Here is a 16,227-nt window from a genome sequence, read left to right on the forward strand (position 1 = left end):
CTGCGGATGGGTAGGCGACTCAACCTCGCGCGGCAGTACTTCGGCAATGTCAGCCGCAGCATGCTGCAGGGCGGTAAGCACGCGCTGCTACACACTCGGACGCTGGAGTTCGACGACCTGCGCCCGTATGTGCCCGGCGACGACGTTCGTGACATCAACTGGAAGGCCTCGGCGCGCTCCAGCGACACGCTGGTCACCAAGTTCGTCACCGAGAAGCACCACAAGATCCTGCTGGTGTGTGACACAGGACGGAACATGTCGGCGCTGGCGCCCAGCGGAGAGTTCAAGCGCGACATCGCTGGTGTGGTGGCCGGCGTCATCGGGATGATCAGCATGACCCGCTCCGATGAGCTCGGCATGGTCTACGGAGATGCCCGAGGCAGCGCCACGGTGCGAAGCCGCAAGGGAGAGAACCACATTGAGGGGATGCTCGACCAGTTCGCCACCCACACGCTCGGTGACGTCGGTGAGAGCTCGATCCTCACTCAGTTGAACTATGTCGCCCACAGTCACCGTGCCCGGTTGCTGATGGTGGTCATCGCCGACGAACCTGAGATCACCGATGAACTCGAGGAAGCTGTCAAGCGGCTCGCTGGCCGTCATGAGGTGCTATGGGTGGCGATCTCGGACATGCCGGCCGTCGGCGCGGACCAGGGAGAAATGGACGGCTACGACGTGGGCACCGGACGGTTCATCCCCGACGGCACAACACTCGGTCAGACCGTGATCGATGCCTACCGCCGCGCTGAGCAGCAACGGGTGATCGAGGTTGAGCAGTTCTTCGTACGAATGGCGGTGCCTTTCGTACGGATCGGTGGCAGTGATCAAGTCCGCGACAGGATCATGCATTTGACGGAGGTGTACAGCAATGCCCGGTGATGACCTGCTGAGGTTCATTGGCGGGCCGCTCGCCCCGTCGGTGTGGTGGCTGGTGCTTGCTGCGCTGATCGTCGTGGCGTTCATCGCGTGGTGCGCCGGTGTGGTGATCTGGACGCTGCCGCCGCAACGGTTGCGTACTATCCCGGTGATTCGGGACTGGCACGCCAAGCTGGTCCGGCGCCACTTCCGTCACGAAATCCAGGCCATCTCCGACCAGTTCAACCAGCGGGCGCTGTCGGGCGAAGACGCGGCCACGGCCTACAACCACACGCTGCGCAGCTTCATGTTCGTGCGCACCGGGGTGTACGCCAAGAATCTGCTGACCGACTTTCTCGCCGAGAGCGAGCTGTCTGAGTCAGTGCCCCTGCTGACACGTATGCATGAAGCGCAGTTCAATCCCGAATCCCGGTCTGATGTAGCGGCGTTGGGGCGTTCGGCGGAGGAGTTGATCAACGCATGGACCTGAGATGGAGCTGGCTGCTTATCGCCGGCGTGCTAGGCCTCGCCGTCGCGGTGCTCATCGCATGGCGACTGCCGGTGGCCAAGGTGCAGCGAAGGATGCGCCCACTGGCCAACGTCAGCCGTCTGACCCGACTACCCGAATTCGCCCGGGTCCAGCGCATCTACCTGATCTCGATGGCCGTCGTCGGGTCGATGGTGGCAATCGCCTTCCTCGGCGCCATCATCGCCGCGGCCCGGCCCACCAAACTCGCAGCGGCCAACGACGGCTACGACGCGGCCTACCCCCGCGACGTCATGCTCTGTGTCGGACAACCCGTCAACGATCCGACCACCGCTGATTTTCTGAACTACTGGGCCGACAAAGCCAAGGACTCCACCGCTACATCGTTCGGGATCACTTCCCAGAACCTGCGGGCATTGCCGATGACCCGCGACAGTGCCTTCGCCGAGCAGCGCTTGCGGTACTTCGCCGGTCTGGCCGCGATTCAGCAGAAGATCGATACCCACCAAGAGGTTTCGGTGGAGCAGAAACTTGAGCTGTCGGCAGGCATGGAAGCATTCGTGCGACCCATCAAGTACAAGGACTACGCGACGAGCCTGGAAGACACTCTGGCCATGTGCCTGCAGGGATTCGGCAACAGCAGCGGCGCGCATCGCCGCCAACTGGTTTACATCGGCTACACCAAATTCCGTGCCGACAATGAGAAGCGGCCATCGCTTTTCGACGAATCCAAGGTGTTGGCCATAGCCCAGAAGGAAGGGATCCAGATCAACGCCATTTCCCGGGCCGACGTCGAGCAGGTCAGCCAGGAGGGCAACGACACCCTGCGCAAGCTGACTGACGCCACCAAGGGGCACTTCGGCCTCTACAACCCGGCCGGCACCGGATCCTCGGACGGCACCAACGACATCCTCAACGCTGATCTGGACAAGATCTACGACAACGCACCCGCGCCGCGCTACCTCGGGATCAACCAGTCCTCTAAGCGCTACTTCGATTCCCCGACAGTGCCGTTGGCGATCGCAGCCGTCGCTGTGTTGGCCTTGTCGGTCGGGCTGGGGGTGCTGCGCCGATGACTTTCGCTCCCGCTCTCCCGGTGGTTCTACTCGCGATCCTGGCGCTTCTCATCGTGGCCGTCCGGGTGTTCACCCTCTACCAACTACTGATGCGCACCTCGCCGGGCCGCTACCGTCCCGTCGTCTTGCGCTGGCTGGGCCTGACATTCGCCGCACTATTGCTGGTTCTAGCGGCATTTCGTCCCGGCATTGCCGACGACGGGGGTCACAAGGCGTCGGCGGCGGGCGCGGGGGTCTCCGATCTCAACGTGTTCTTCGTCGTCGATCGATCGGTGACCTCGCGCATCCCCGACTACGGCAACGGACAGGCCCGCATGGAAGGGATTCGCGCCGATATCGCCGAACTCATGGAGAAATACCGCTCAGCCCGTTACGGCATGATCGGTTTTGCCACCAAGCCCAAAGTCAACTGGCCGTTGTCCCCAGACACCGACAGCTTCGAGGCCTACGTCAAGAACCTGTCGGCCTACTCGCTGACGCCATATGACGCTTTCAACTTCATCGACCCCACCGTGGCCAATGATCTGCTACGCGAACAACTCGAAGCGGCCAAGAAGGCATATCCGAAGTCGAAGAGCATTGTGTTCTACTTCGGTGACGGCTACACCGGCACGCAAGCCAAGCCCGGTGCGTTCAACATCTCCCAGGACCTCTTCAAAGGCGGGGCGGTGCTGGGATACGGCACCCCAGCCGGTGGGCCGATCCCCCACAGCTACGCCAACGGGCACAAGAACTACCTCGGTGACCCGGCGACGGGGGCGATTATTCGCTCGGGCCTTGACGAGGCGCGCTTGCAGGAAATCGCGAAAAACCTTGGGGTGAAGTACTTCCACCGCGAGGCAGGCAAGGACATCGTGCCGGTGTTGCCTCCAGTCGCTGATGGCTCGATGGTCGATGGCGATATCGAGAACAAGGAGAACCCGCTCGTCGGCCGCGCCGAGTGGTACTGGCTGTTCGCGCTGATCAGCGCGGCACTGCTGTCCATTGAGGCGGTGTTGATGGTGCGAGAAGTGCGACGTAATCGCCTGTCGCGCAGCGACCTGACCGCAGAGGATGTGGTGGCGCAATGATGCTTCGCAAGGCTCCCAAGCAGTTCCTGCACTCGATAGTGCCTTTTCTACAACACTATTGGGCGATCGCACGCCTGCGCACGGTGGCTTGGTTCAATCCGCCGCATCGGCGGCTGCGGCTGCGTCGGCGACTGTTCCTCTACACCGCGCCGGCGGCCGCAGTGCTGGCCATCGTTGTGGCAGCCCTGATCACGCTGGTCACCGCGGGCTATTCGGCGGTCGACTCGTTCAATCGACACGACATTGAGGCGCTGCGCAACGACGTCGACACTCTGGGAACCTTCGGCGTGGTCGAACCGGGCACAGTCGCGTTCGCTGAGGCGGACCTGCTGGTCCTGGAAGGCAAACTCAACGAGGCCGAAGCGCGATTCGCCGATGCGTTGGGTCGCTTCGACGGGGATGCGTCCTGCCCGGTGCGGGTCAACCTTGTGCTGGTCCGTGAAACCCTGGCCGACCTGGCGGTGCGGTCCGGGCGCCCCGATGATGCCGACCGGCTGTACAACAGCGCGCTGGCGCTGGTGAAAGAAGCTCCAGCTGGGTGCTTCAAGGACAATGCCGATCCCAATGAGGACCGGCGCGCGGTGCGGGGTGACGCGCAGCCGAGGTTGGACCGCAAACTGGCAGCGCTTCATGCCCCGCCACCCCCTCCGCCGACGGGGCCCGCCGTGGTGACTCCTGAGCCGCCGCCAGGCCCCGATGCGCCGCAGCCCAGCAATGCAGGTGGTCCGCCGCCTCCGCCGAATCAAGCTCCCTCATTGCCTCCGATCGGGCAAGGTGTCCCCGGACAAGGCGCGCCGTCGACACCGCCGCCTCCGCCGCTGCCTGGGGAGAACATCCCTCAAGCACCCCCGCCGGGTACCCAGCCGGGTACCCAGCCGGGTGCGAGTGGAGAGGCCGGGCAAGGTGGTCCTGGACAAGGGGCGCCGTCGACACCGCCGCCTCCGCCGCTGCCTGGGGAGAACATCCCTCAAGCGCCCCCGCCGGGTACCCAGCCGGGTGCGAGTGGAGAGGCCGGCCAAGGTGGACCAGGTCAACCTGGTCAGGGCCAGCCAGGAGCTGCCGGTCAAGCCCCGGGGCAGGGAGAGAACCCGGCGCCGGACGGCGAGGGGCAGGCATCAGCGCCGAACGGGCAGCCAGCGCCGAACGGCGAGGGACAAGCGCCCCCGCCGCCGCCTCCTCCGGCGGGCCCCCCGGGTGCCTCCCCAGGAGACGGGCCGCTGCAGATGGCTAACCCCGCCGCACCAAACCCTGCACAGATCCTCGGACCCGTTGGGCCAGACGGGCTGCCGTTGGGTGACCCCAACTCCAGCGCGCCAGACCTCACACTCAACCGCAAGGACCGGTACTCCACAGACCCTGCGCGCAGGCTGCAGGACCTGCTTGAGGACTCCAGTTCCTATGGCGGTGAACGCGAATGACGTCGCGACGGTGATTCGCGCTTGCTTGATTGCAGAATCTGCTAGCCGGTGGTGACCAAGGTTCGTTGCGCGATCCGGCTGGCTCGGTTTCCCCGTCGCAGGGACCGAGCCAGCCGCGGGGCCGCTGCTCGTAGTGACAAGGAGATACCGGTGACCCGGGCTGTCGCGGTTTACTGCGGCCAGCCGTTCCCCTGTGCTCCGTTTCCGACGAGACAGCCTTCTGCGCGATGAATGTTTTGGGGTGCGCAATTGGGCTGGTGGGGACCCGCACGCGGTAGGTTAACGGCCATGCATGTCGGGGCGGGAAGTCTACCTAAGCAGTCGCGGCGATGGTTGTCGCACATGATGGCCGCGGCGACTGTCATAGGGCTGGTCTCGGGCTGCTCCACACTGATCGAAGGGTCAGCGGTCAGGGCTGCCGGTGAGCCTGCCGGCGGGATCGATATCGCTTTGCTCGACGTCGGCAACTTTCCAACGAAGCCGGCCCCGCTGGGTCGTGCGGTCACCAGCCTGCAGGGTGCGATCGTTGAAGGGCAACGGCTAGCGAACTTCGTCACCGGTCCCTGGGAGATCGACCCCAGTCTGACATCGGGCTCACTCCTGTCGGGGCTGGTGTTGAAAAATGGCAACGCACTTAAGGCAGTGTTGGCGCCGGAGATGGCGGCCGTGGCCTCTAGTGCCAACATGGTGACGGGGTTTCACGCCTGGCGGGGAAACTCGAAGCGTCTGACGCTGGAGCACACCGTGTTGGTGTTCGCCGACCCCGACGCCGCCAAGGCGGCGGCCCGCGAGTTCGGTGACGCAGCGGCCGCTGCAAACGCGGGTAATGGATCGCAGCATGATATTCCTGGGCGGTCCGATACCACGGCGATCGCCAGCACCGTCGAAGAGTCAGGACTGCCGCCGTTGCCGATGGTGCTGGCGGTGACTCCTCACGAACGGTACGTGTTGATTGACTCCGTGCGATCGCCGGATGGTGTTGAGGTGGCGACGGCGATGGTGACCAAGACACTGGAGCTGCAGCTCCCACTGCTCGACACGTTTACCCCCACCGACCCCGCGAAATTGTCGGACCTTCCACTAGACCCGACCGGCCTAGTGGCGCGTACATTGCCGGTGGATATGAATCGGGCCAGCGTCAACTCGCGTGCGGCGTATGACCGCCGTGGTGCGCTGCATTTCCAGACGGACCCTGTTGCCGCTGCGGCCCGGTGGGAAAAGAGCGGCATGACTCGCCAAGCCCTCGCCGACACCTCGGTCACCGAGAACAAAGACGGTGATGCTGCAGAGCAGCTCCTTCAAGATTTGGTGAAGGAAGTCAAAGAACAGGAACACGGCGAACCAGCGAATCCGGTCAAACAGATGTCAAATAGTCAGTGTCTGAAACTGCCGGGGGGAACCAAGGGCTCGAACAGGCCGAGCGTCTACTGCGCGGCGACCGCCGGTCGGTACGTCATCTCCAGCCAATCTGCGCAGCTGCTCGAAGCGCAGCAGAAAGTCGCCGCTCAATACGTCATGCTGATGGCTCCATGAGCGGCGAACGCATACGACAGAGCGGAATGGCGGGTAGGTGGCAGCGTTCGGTCGGGAGCTTTCGTAGCATCTACGCGGTGAGGCAGCTATGGAGGATCTGAACGAGGGCGAGGTGATCGCCGGCTACACGATTGAAGCGCTCCTGGGTCGTGGCGGCATGGGATCTGTCTACCGGGCCCTCCACCCTGAACTACCACGCAGTGATGCGCTGAAGATCCTCACCGAAGATTCCTCGCGCACCGCTGAATCGCGCGCCCGCTTCATCCAAGAAGCAAGACTGGTCGCCACTCTCAACCACCCACACATCGTGCGGGTGTACAACCGCGGCGAAACCGAAGATCATCGGCTATGGATCGCCATGGAACTCATCGAGGGCGACGACGCTGAGAAGGAGATGAAGGCCGGGCGGATGCCCCCGCAGCGGATCGTCAAGATGCTCGGCGAGGTGGCCGAAGCATTGGATTACGCCCACCGCCGCGGCATCCTGCACCGAGACATCAAGCCCGCCAACTTCCTGATCTCTTCGGAGGAAGACGGCCGGGCCTACCTGGCCGATTTCGGCATCGCCCGCGCGCTCGAAGCTGCCAGTTCCCTGACCCGCACTGGCAATGTGATGGCCTCGCTGCCATACGTTGCCCCGGAGAGCCTTCACAGCACCAAACCAGTCGATCACCGGGCCGACATCTACTCGCTGGGCTGTGCGATCTTCACCCTGCTCTCTGGCAGGGAACCGTTCGCCCACGCCACCGAGGGCGGTGCCGCCACCCTGATGGGTGCGCATCTCCTGCAGGCGCCGCCAAAGCTCACGCAGTTGGCGCCCGCACTGCCGCCGGCGATCGACGCGGTGATGGCCAAGGTGATGGCCAAGAACCCCGACGATCGGTACCAGAGTGCACGTGAGTTCGCCGCGGCCGTCACGCAGGCGCTCAGCGGCGCGCCAATCGCTCGAACGGAGGCATGGCCAGCGACAGCGCAGACGGCCGGATTCACGTCTGGGCCGGCCGGCCCAACGGGCCCCACAGGCCCGCCAGGCGGGTTTCCGCCAGGATCATCTGGGCCGACCGGATTCATCGACTACCCCAGCGGACACTTCAGCGGACCCAACGCGGCTGGCCGGCCTGGCCTGGCGCCGATGCCGCCGGTGCGGCGCCGCCGGCGCCGAGCGATCATCATCGGCGCACTATCGCTGGTTGTTCTGCTCACCGCTGGAGCGGTGACCGGGGCGCTTCTGCTGCAAAGCGGAGGCAACGACGCTCCCTACCTGACTCAGACCTTCGACCACGCCCATGGCAGCACCGAGCTGACCGCCGCTCCGAAGGCTGTTGCAGCCCTTGGCCCCGGCGACGCCGACGCGGTGCTGTCCCTAGACATCCAACCGGTAGCCATGACTGCACCCAGCGGTTTAATCCCCGGTTGGGAACAGTCCGCGGTCACCGGCAACCCGACCACGCTGGCAGCGATCGACACCACCGCGGTGGCGGCAGCCCACCCCGATGTCATCATCGCCACCGGGGACCTCGACGACACTACATACAACAAACTGGCCGAGATCGCCCCAACGATCACCCGCGCCGCGGATAAGACTGCTGCAGAGTGGAACTGGGAAAACCAGCTCAGTTGGATCGGCCGGATCGTAGGCAAGGAAGCCTTGGCCAAGGAACGCATCAACGCGGTGCGCGCACTGCAGGGCGACCTGGGCAACCAGAACCAGGGGTTCAAGGGCAAGACAATTCAGGCCATCACGGTGACCGACGGCGGGGTGAGCGAGGTCCTCAGTCCATCATTCACCGCCGACTATTTGGAGTCTCTGGGGTTCCGCTACAACGTGGACCTCGCGCGCACCACGGCCGACAGCGGAGCAACACGGCCCGCCAACGACCAGCGAATGTACGCCATCGAAACGGACTACCTGATCGTGATCCGGACCGATTCGGCCGCACGCGGCGGAGGCTTCGCGAATCTGCCCAAACCACTGCGAACGTACGGCGGCAAAATGGTCGTCATCGACGACCCCTCCGCGGTGGCCGCACTCACCAGCAGCCACGGCGGGTACCTGTTGATCAAGTACCTCGACGACTCAGTGGTAAGCGTGATCGCCGAAGCCTAGAGTCCGCGAGACAGCTGCTATCCGGGAAGTTTGGCGGCGATTTGATCGATGATCAGGTTTGCCTGGGCTAGCGAATCGCCGCTCCCACACACGATGGATTCGATCACTGCGTTGGCGCGTGCCATGGCCGCGTGATAGCAGCTGCGTGGGGGGCCTTCCTGGCGTACCGCGCCGCCGCCTCCGCGGGAGGTGTCTTGACGTTGATCATCGAGGGCTGAGGGGTTTTCCGAGACGATCGGTCCTGCTGTCCAATGCTGCGTGACGTCCTTGGCAGTGGTGGTGAATGTCGTGCCTTCACGGCATTGCTCGTCGTAGATGTGCTGAACGATAGTGCTGGCGGCCCGCAGCGCCTGCCGGTTGGGTACCGGCCAGTCTTTGGATGTCACCGGGAACACCTGAATCATCTGGGACGCGGTGTGGCCACCTTCGCCCTGGTTGTGGTCGCCGATTGCAGCCAAGTAGCCGTACGAGGCGATTGATTCCTGGAACAGAAGCTTCGCTGCGCAGTCAGGAGGGTCAATGCCAGTCGCCGGATCCCACGGCTTGTCGTACGTGGAGACCTGGCGCATGTTGGTATCGCCGAGGATGTTGGCGAGCTCGCTGCGCTTGAGGAGTGCCTGGCGCGCCAGCTCGACGGTGGCCACAGTTGGCGGCGCAGCTGCTGGTGGCAGTTCGGAGGATGTGGCTGCCGCCGGTGTGGAGGGCTGAGCGGAGGTCTCGGTGGTTGCGGGGGCCTGTTTGGCCTCACCATCAACCGGCGTGGAGCAGCCCGCCAGCAACAAACCGATGCCAATTACACCGACTACAACCCGCACTATTCCCCCTGGGTTCTCGTTGAAAGCATTCACACCGTGCCATTTCATATGGTCAAACCGCAACTGGTCACGCGCTGGTCGTGTCGCAATCGAAGGATCCAGTTCGTAGAGAAGGCTCACCGATCGGCGGCCGGCGTGGCGTGGCGGCCTGCGCGAAGCCCTCCATTCTCGGCAACCCGTGGAAACGGAGCTCGCAGTTTCGAATTGGGTGAAAATCGTCGTGCCGTGGCCGCCGGTCTTCGCCGGATGGGCTCATAGACTCAAATCTCCAGGTCGGATGCAATCGGCAAGGCCGGCGGGGGAGAGCAGGGAGCCTGTGGGCGCGAAGACAAGTCGGCCGAACCGGGAACCGATAGTCAACTTTGACGTCGAAGGCGGCACGATGAGCGAACGCGACGTGAAAGCAGCGCGCGAAGTGTCAGCCGAGGTCATGAGCGACCGGGATTTCCACCGCCTGGCCAACCGCATGATCGACGAAGCCCGCGACGGGGATAGTTCGCGCACCCGAGCTGCACGTGACCGCGACCGCGCGACACCACGAGACGTCAGCAGTGTCGACTCGATACGGCTGCGCGCATCGCTGCCTCCGGCGGATGACTTCCGGAAAATGATGAGCGGCAGGCAACGGAAACTGCGTAGCGCGATCAAGAATCAGGTGATGGCCGCAGCGCCGGCAACACAGCATCGTGCGGTGCGCACCATGCTCACCGATGACGATCGCACTGAATGGAGTCGCATCAACCGGGCTCTGCATACTGCCGCCGGCGACGCGCAAAAGATTGATGAGGCAGACCGTGTGACGGTGCAGCGACTGGACCGCATGATCCAGTCGTATGAGGCCCTCAACGACCGCGATCACAAAGTGTACGTAGCCGTCTCACTGCCAGACACCGTCTCTGACGTCAAGGGTCCTCGGGATCTTCCGTTGACTATCAGGCCAGGCGCCACGTTGGACTTTGACCAGTTCACGGTGGCCAAGCACAACCTCCATGAAACCCCCGGCCACGACAGTGCACGTCACGTGGTGTTCGAAATCGTCACCAGTCGTGGCGCCTATCTCGGCCGCTCCGACAGCATCGAAGACACCACTCACGTGTTGCCCAGAGGGATGCAGATGGAGGTCGTTGCAGCCGAATATCTCACGTATGCAACACCGTCCGGGTACGGCGAACGGCTCGTCGTCCAGCTGAGGGAGAAGCCATGACCCGCAAAGACGATTGGATAGTGCACCCCAACCGGTCAGAACTCGGGCCCAATAGACCAGGCCGCAACGGGCATTACCGTCGGCGCGTCGGTGAGCGCACCTACCTACCAGAAGAAACCTGCCGTGCCCGAGTGTCGCTGCCTGTGGCGCTGCGGAGTGTGGCCGACGCCGACGGAACTGTCACATTTAGCGGCCACAGCTGGCGGTTCGTTCTGGGGGCGGCCCGCACGTGGTCTCGTGAGCACGTCAGCGAGGACGTTCCGCTGCCGTTCGGTTACCGCGACGGCGACGTATGGCATTGGTGGGACGGCACCACGTCGGAAACCTCGATCCTGGAGGCATCTGATGCCCACGACTACATCACTGAATACTTGCTGCTGTTGTTCCCAGGAAGCGCCTTTGAGCTGACCGATCTGCGTTGAGCACTCAACGAGCGGGATGGAACGCGCGAGTGCGACTGTCACGATGCAGATAAGGCGGCCGGATGGACGCAACATCGAAAACCCCGACCTCACAGGCGGGGGTCTCGCCGATGCAGCGCAGCGGTGTCGTACGCCCGAGGACCCCGGGAGCGTGTTCATGCCCGGCTTCCCACTGATCAAGGCTGGGCTCTTCGGTGACCTCCCAGCGGGACACGACGCCTTCTCCGACACCACGGTTGGGGCCGATCGAGGGAAGTTCGGTGAGCATTTCCCTAATGCATTCAGGATCGCCAACCGCCCGCCAAGTAAGATGCGTTGCCGGGTGCGCCATCACAGGCACGACGCGCCGCTGATAGCGGCCCGCCCGATCGCTCACCCGGCCACTAATTATTGGCGCGAGCTGCTGCAGGCGAGCCCGGTTGGTACGTGAAGTGCGCCAACGGATGTCGGGCTCAAGGGTATGCCCAGTCTGGGGATGCAGATCAGCGAACGTCGACATCCAATGCCAGTCGTCGTCAGCATTGGGATCCCCGCACCGAGCCAAGGGCAATTCCAGGATCTCCTGCGGTTCTTCGGGGCGGTACTTCAAGTACCCGCCGGCCTCCATGGCCTCGCGCTTGCGGCGATGCCACACCACTGAGGCCAACAACGCGTCGAGTGGGATACCCCACGGGCGTGAGAGGACGACGCCGTGCGGGGTGATCGCAGTGACTGAGAGTGAGACTGTGCTCATGTCAGCGATGTGAGGGCGCCGATCGCCTCATCGCGACGCTCGGCGAGTTGCGCGGCCCAATCGAGGCCAGTTGTGAGGTGACCACGTCGAACCTCGGGGCTGATCGTTGTAGCGATCTGGCCATGGCCCGCAGCGACACGGCCGCCAAGATGGCCATACTCGGCGAAGGCCGCCAGCACGCTGGCGAAAAAGGACACCTGGATGTCGGTGGCGTCCTCAATGCGAACCCAGGTCTGTAGACGGGTGCCAGCCACGAGCGTCTGGACGCTGTATCTTCCCAATGGCCCGCTCTCGTCATCAGAATCTGACGCGGATGGCGGGACTACGCCTCGGCGGTGATCATCAAGGTGCGTGAACGATTCGGCCCCGAGGACCAGCGCCACCGGCGGTAGCACCTCGGATGTCTGGCGCGTCAGAATGTGGGAGAGTTCTGCGACTTCAGGATTGACCTTGCCGACTGCGAGTTGCCCTCGCATGATCCGGCCGCTGGCAGATCCCCCGAATACGGCGACTTGGGGCACGAGATCTTTGAGGGTCCGCTCCTGCTCGTCGGTGAGGGGCCGAGCAGACTTGGCCAACCGGCCACCATTGGTGAGCAAGTGGGCAGCAGCTACTGGAAGCAATCCCTCGTAGTTGAGGGCCGCAGCAGTCAGACTCTCCCCGAGACGCCGCAGCACCCCACGAAAACTGTTGCCGGAGATCACTGGAACCTTGACGGGTTCACCGTTGTGAATGAACTTTTCGCGGTTGAACAACGTGAAAGTGTCTGAACCGGCCGATGCGTAGTCCTCGCGATGGATGATCGACGACAGTGCCCGGATATCGATATCCCAATGGATCGTGGACAACTGGCTCATCTACGTGTGGCCCTCCGCTGCTGGGAGACCGCGTCGGCGATGATCCGAACCCGCAAAATCAGCCCCGGAAGGTTGTCTTGCAATTCAGTGATCACCGGGAGCGGCGGCTGGCCAAGCAGTGTCGCGAGCTCCAATCGACGGTCCTCATAGCGGGGCATCGGAGCTTCGAGCGCTGTCGATACTTCCGACCACCAGTGGTTGAGTGTGGTCGCCAGATAGGCGGCGCGACGAACGCGACCGGGCAGGATCTCATCCCAGTACCGTTTGAGGTACCTCTTGTCGGCCACCCAGCTGTTTTCCCAGTCGATCGAATAGTGCAGAAGTAGTAGCAAACGCTCGGCGATATCTGATGCTGGGCTGGTTGTGAGTTCGCGGAGCTCGGGCACCAGTGCCTGCCACGCCGCAGTTGGTGTTGCGCCGGCTGGTGTCGTCACGATCGATGAGCCTAACGCCAACAACTGCAGGCGGTGCCCACCTCGTCCTGCCGGCAGACGCTCACGAGAATCCCGCGGCGACTGATCTGACCGAATAGGAAGCGCATCCGCGGGGCGCCCGTTGCAGACTTCGGTTTCGGCGGATTGGCTCAGCAAAAAAGAGAAGGCGACTCCGATATCGCCGCCGTAAGACGTTGACCTCCGAAGTCGCCTTCCGGGTTGCAACCAGGCCCAACCCCTGCGAGTGTTTCGTAGCGACCACCTTACTGGACGTATCGTGGTCAGGACATGTTTTGCGATCCTGCCGCCGCGGCATGGCGAGCTGCTGGCCAACCCTCAGTAGACGCGGCGCCGCCACAACCAGCGGGCCGCTGCGGCCGCTGCGGGACAGAAGAACCCACCGTCCTCAGCTCGCAGATCATCTCCCAGGAATTCACCGGGCTTGACGGCTGGCCGTTCGGGTCCCGTCGACTATGTGTGCCATGTGCGTGGGCCTACAGCCACAAACTCAGCACCGCGCCCTCGTTGTTGATCACCCCCACCACGGTCGAGGAGTACTCCAAAGGCACCGACCTGTTGGCAGTGCTGTTGGCTGGGCCGCTGACCACCAGCGCTGCGGTGGTATTCCCGACGTCGCGACGCCGCCACATCCTGCCGGCGGCCAAGTGGGGGTGCCTGGCCGTGGATGGCCTGGTGCTGCGCTGGGATACACGAGCAGCCGAGAGGCTCAGGGATGTGGCATGGCTGCGCGGCGAGATCGGAGCAACATGGCCCCAGCTCGGTCAGCCGGCCCCACCCGCTCGTCTACTGACCAGTCGGCCCTCTGATCGGTGGGCGCCGATCATGCGGGCATGGGAGCAGCTGGCTGATTGGCGATCAGTGCCGCCACTGTGGGATGCCGCGCGGATCCTGACCAACCGCCCGCGCGGTGAAAGTGGTGTCGCGGCGGTGATCTGATCACGTTGTGCGACGTATGGTCAGATCACCTGGTAGGAGTGGGAAGGCAAGGCTTGTGCGGGTGCGAGATCTGAGCGTCCGGCGGCGGGCCCGCGATGGCATTGCTGGTTGGCGATGACGGCATCGGACGGACACGACCTGCAGGCGTTGCGGGCGATCGCCGCTGGCCGGCGGGGTCCCGCGGCCTACTCGCACCTGCTCACTCGGATCGGGGAACACCTCGATGCGCATGACGGGTTCGTTTCCTGGAGCGGAGGAAAAGACTCCACCGTCGTCGTCGACCTTGCGCGCCAGGTCGATCCGAACGTGCCGGTCGTGTTCTATGACAGTGGACTGCAGTTCCCCGAAACGCTGGACTACCTTGCCGATCGGGCCGATGAGTGGAACCTCAATTTCGAAGTTGTTCCCGCAGAACCCGATCTGCTGACCGTGCTGATTGCCGGCGGCGGGTTCGACCATGACGCCCCAGACCGTCGCCTGCGTGGTGAATTAGCCGACATCATGATCACCGGCCCAGCCGCCCGCGCCCACCGTCGGCATGGGCCTGGATCCATGTGGGGAGTGCGCGCCGAAGAATCCGCTGGGCGCCGGCACCTGTACCGGGAGCGATTAGCCATTGAAACTGCCGCACACCCCGAGCTGTCGCGGCAGGAGGTGCGTGCCAGGTACGGAGGCATCGTGCGCCGCACCGACGGCACCGTCACCTACGGACCGATCTGGGACTGGCAGCGCCGCCACGTCTTCGAATACCTCGCCGGCCGCGGTGTACCCCTGAACCCGGTCTACACGAAACTCGGTCGCCTCGGTGTTCCCGAACAATTCATCCGCGTTGACTCGATCATCGACGCCGACAAGTTGTCCAATGGGCACGTGGCGTGGCTTCAGAAGGGGTGGCCCGTGCTGTTCAGCCGGCTCGCAGACGCCCTCCCACGCCTACGGGAATGGACATAACCCGGGTACGACGCAGGCGCGCGGTATCATGAGAAGCGTATAGGGCTGGCCACCAGGGTCGAGCCTCCGAAACTTCCGCGAAGGGAAGAGCAGTGAGCACGATGACTATCGAACGCCGAGATTTCAGCAGCCTGCAAAGCAGCTGGAAACCGTCAGATCACCCCGAGAGGGAGCGACCAATCCCCATGGACGAATCATGGCTGCTGGATCCCTTCAAAGTGCCGGAGACAGTCGTTGACGGATCCGATACGTCTTCGGCCTCGGCCAGCGAGGAATCCACCTACCTCTGGTCCGACCTTCTTGCACGTCGAACCGCTCTTGGGTTGCATCCCGAAGTCCTCGCAGAAGTCCTCGATGTGGATCTGGCGAAGTATTGGTCGCGCGAGGCCGGCAACAGGGGGTGGGTCGGTGGCTCTCTGGTCGAGGAGTTGATCGCGATGGAGACCTTTGTCGATCAACTCGTTGGCATGTTCGTCGAGGCTGACGCTGATCAGGCTGCCGCAGACGATGATGACGAGCCCATCGTGCTCTACGCGGTCGGCGGTCAGGCTGAATTTGAGAAGGCCCATCCTGGGGCTGCAACGATCCGCGACAAGATTGCCTACCCGTTCACGTTGCAGCATGTGGCCGTTGGGCGTGCTGCCGCGGAGTTGACTCGTCGGGGGCACCGTGTCGAGGTTTACCGCACCGCAGGCAGTGACGGCCGGCCTGATCGGCGCGCTGACCTGATGGTCCGCCGCGTTGCTGTTGGCTTGACGAAAAATGGTGCCGGCGTCCTGCTGGGCCTGGCGAAGAAGAAGTACTACGACTGGGAGAACGGAACTAAGAAGGCGCCGGCCTCTCTGGGCGGGGGAACTCTGGTGCCGTCGAGCCTGCTAGAAGAGCTGCAGGAGATCGACGACTTCATCGCCGACAGTGCCGCCAGGCTGAAAGTTGCGGACTTGGCCGACGCCGGCATCACTATGGTCGGGATGCTGGACAGCGAGGAGGAATTCCAGAAGGCCTACCCCGATGCGAAGACTCTGCGCGACGGTATTGCTTACCCGTTGAGTGTGCACCGCGTGGCTGCTGCTCGGCGTGCGCAGCAGCTCCAAGCGGGCGGAGCCAGCGTTCGTATCGTGGGTGTACGTCGCGCATAACCTCAGCTGTCGGTAATTCCCACCCCCGCCCCTCCCCGCCGCAGGGGCGGGCCGGGGTGGGAATTACCCAAACGCGTTGCTGGATAGGCAATTGCCGAGCCGATTCTGTCGGTGCCAGTAGGTAGAATCATGCATGTACGGCGAACCAATCGGGTTTGCCCCATGGCCC

The 16,227-nt window shown here is 63.7% G+C and carries 16 protein-coding genes; 12 read left to right on the forward strand and 4 right to left on the reverse strand.

What is annotated here, in order from left to right:
* Window positions 1-6: 6 nt before the first annotated feature.
* The 7 genes from ACNQVK_RS02980 (at window position 7) to ACNQVK_RS03010 (ending at window position 8,546) form a co-directional block, all read left to right on the forward strand.
* Window positions 7-879, forward strand: coding sequence for a DUF58 domain-containing protein (locus ACNQVK_RS02980; RefSeq protein WP_418028518.1), 873 nt, complete (start codon window positions 7-9; stop codon window positions 877-879).
* Window positions 869-1,345: a hypothetical protein gene (locus ACNQVK_RS02985; protein ID WP_418028519.1), complete on the forward strand. Its 477-nt coding sequence runs from the start codon at window positions 869-871 to the stop codon at window positions 1,343-1,345. Before ACNQVK_RS02980 ends, ACNQVK_RS02985 begins: the two co-directional genes overlap by 11 nt.
* Complete coding sequence (locus tag ACNQVK_RS02990; RefSeq protein ID WP_418028520.1) at window positions 1,336-2,418, forward strand: hypothetical protein; 1,083 nt, start codon at window positions 1,336-1,338, stop codon at window positions 2,416-2,418. The genes ACNQVK_RS02985 and ACNQVK_RS02990 overlap by 10 nt, the downstream gene beginning before the upstream one ends.
* Complete coding sequence (locus ACNQVK_RS02995; RefSeq protein ID WP_418028521.1) at window positions 2,415-3,488, forward strand: VWA domain-containing protein; 1,074 nt, start codon at window positions 2,415-2,417, stop codon at window positions 3,486-3,488. Before ACNQVK_RS02990 ends, ACNQVK_RS02995 begins: the two co-directional genes overlap by 4 nt.
* Entirely contained in the window at window positions 3,485-4,906 is a 1,422-nt protein-coding gene (locus tag ACNQVK_RS03000) for a tetratricopeptide repeat protein (protein ID WP_418028522.1), read from the forward strand. The genes ACNQVK_RS02995 and ACNQVK_RS03000 overlap by 4 nt, the downstream gene beginning before the upstream one ends.
* Before the next feature lie 342 nt (window positions 4,907-5,248).
* Window positions 5,249-6,439, forward strand: coding sequence for a hypothetical protein (locus ACNQVK_RS03005; RefSeq protein ID WP_418028523.1), 1,191 nt, complete (start codon window positions 5,249-5,251; stop codon window positions 6,437-6,439).
* 88 nt (window positions 6,440-6,527) lie between these two features.
* A complete protein-coding gene (locus ACNQVK_RS03010; protein WP_418028524.1) occupies window positions 6,528-8,546 on the forward strand; it encodes a serine/threonine-protein kinase in 2,019 nt (672 codons plus the stop codon).
* 17 nt (window positions 8,547-8,563) lie between these two features.
* On the opposite strand, the gene ACNQVK_RS03015 is transcribed toward ACNQVK_RS03010, so the two are convergent.
* Window positions 8,564-9,481, reverse strand: a complete 918-nt coding sequence (locus ACNQVK_RS03015) for a sensor domain-containing protein (protein ID WP_418028525.1) — start codon at window positions 9,479-9,481, stop codon at window positions 8,564-8,566.
* 262 nt (window positions 9,482-9,743) lie between these two features.
* Here ACNQVK_RS03015 and ACNQVK_RS03020 point away from each other — a divergent pair, with 262 nt between their 5' ends.
* Window positions 9,744-10,565: a hypothetical protein gene (locus ACNQVK_RS03020; protein WP_418028526.1), complete on the forward strand. Its 822-nt coding sequence runs from the start codon at window positions 9,744-9,746 to the stop codon at window positions 10,563-10,565.
* A 131-nt stretch (window positions 10,566-10,696) separates the two neighbouring features.
* A complete protein-coding gene (locus tag ACNQVK_RS03025) occupies window positions 10,697-10,987 on the forward strand; it encodes a hypothetical protein (protein WP_418028527.1) in 291 nt (96 codons plus the stop codon).
* 4 nt (window positions 10,988-10,991) lie between these two features.
* Here the strand turns inward: ACNQVK_RS03025 and ACNQVK_RS03030 are convergent, their stop codons facing one another.
* The 3 genes from ACNQVK_RS03030 to ACNQVK_RS03040 are packed head-to-tail and all read right to left on the reverse strand — an operon-like array spanning window position 10,992 to window position 13,011.
* Window positions 10,992-11,720, reverse strand: a complete 729-nt coding sequence (locus ACNQVK_RS03030; protein ID WP_418028528.1) for a hypothetical protein — start codon at window positions 11,718-11,720, stop codon at window positions 10,992-10,994.
* Window positions 11,717-12,577: an RAMP superfamily CRISPR-associated protein gene (locus tag ACNQVK_RS03035; RefSeq protein ID WP_418028529.1), complete on the reverse strand. Its 861-nt coding sequence runs from the start codon at window positions 12,575-12,577 to the stop codon at window positions 11,717-11,719. The genes ACNQVK_RS03030 and ACNQVK_RS03035 overlap by 4 nt, the downstream gene beginning before the upstream one ends.
* Window positions 12,574-13,011 carry a hypothetical protein gene (locus tag ACNQVK_RS03040; protein ID WP_418028530.1) on the reverse strand — a complete coding sequence of 146 codons (438 nt, stop codon included), beginning with the start codon at window positions 13,009-13,011 and terminating at the stop codon, window positions 12,574-12,576. The genes ACNQVK_RS03035 and ACNQVK_RS03040 overlap by 4 nt, the downstream gene beginning before the upstream one ends.
* 525 nt (window positions 13,012-13,536) lie before the next feature.
* Between ACNQVK_RS03040 and ACNQVK_RS03045 the strand changes: the two genes are divergently transcribed.
* The 3 genes from ACNQVK_RS03045 (at window position 13,537) to ACNQVK_RS03055 (ending at window position 16,058) form a co-directional block, all read left to right on the forward strand.
* Window positions 13,537-13,968, forward strand: coding sequence for a hypothetical protein (locus ACNQVK_RS03045; RefSeq protein WP_418028531.1), 432 nt, complete (start codon window positions 13,537-13,539; stop codon window positions 13,966-13,968).
* A gap of 114 nt (window positions 13,969-14,082) precedes the next feature.
* A complete protein-coding gene (locus tag ACNQVK_RS03050) occupies window positions 14,083-14,919 on the forward strand; it encodes a phosphoadenosine phosphosulfate reductase family protein (protein WP_418028532.1) in 837 nt (278 codons plus the stop codon).
* A 101-nt stretch (window positions 14,920-15,020) separates the two neighbouring features.
* Window positions 15,021-16,058, forward strand: coding sequence for a hypothetical protein (locus ACNQVK_RS03055; RefSeq protein WP_418028581.1), 1,038 nt, complete (start codon window positions 15,021-15,023; stop codon window positions 16,056-16,058).
* Window positions 16,059-16,227 lie beyond the last annotated feature (169 nt).

This window comes from Mycobacterium sp. 134 (assembly GCF_048282715.1).
GTDB lineage: Bacteria > Actinomycetota > Actinomycetes > Mycobacteriales > Mycobacteriaceae > Mycobacterium > Mycobacterium septicum.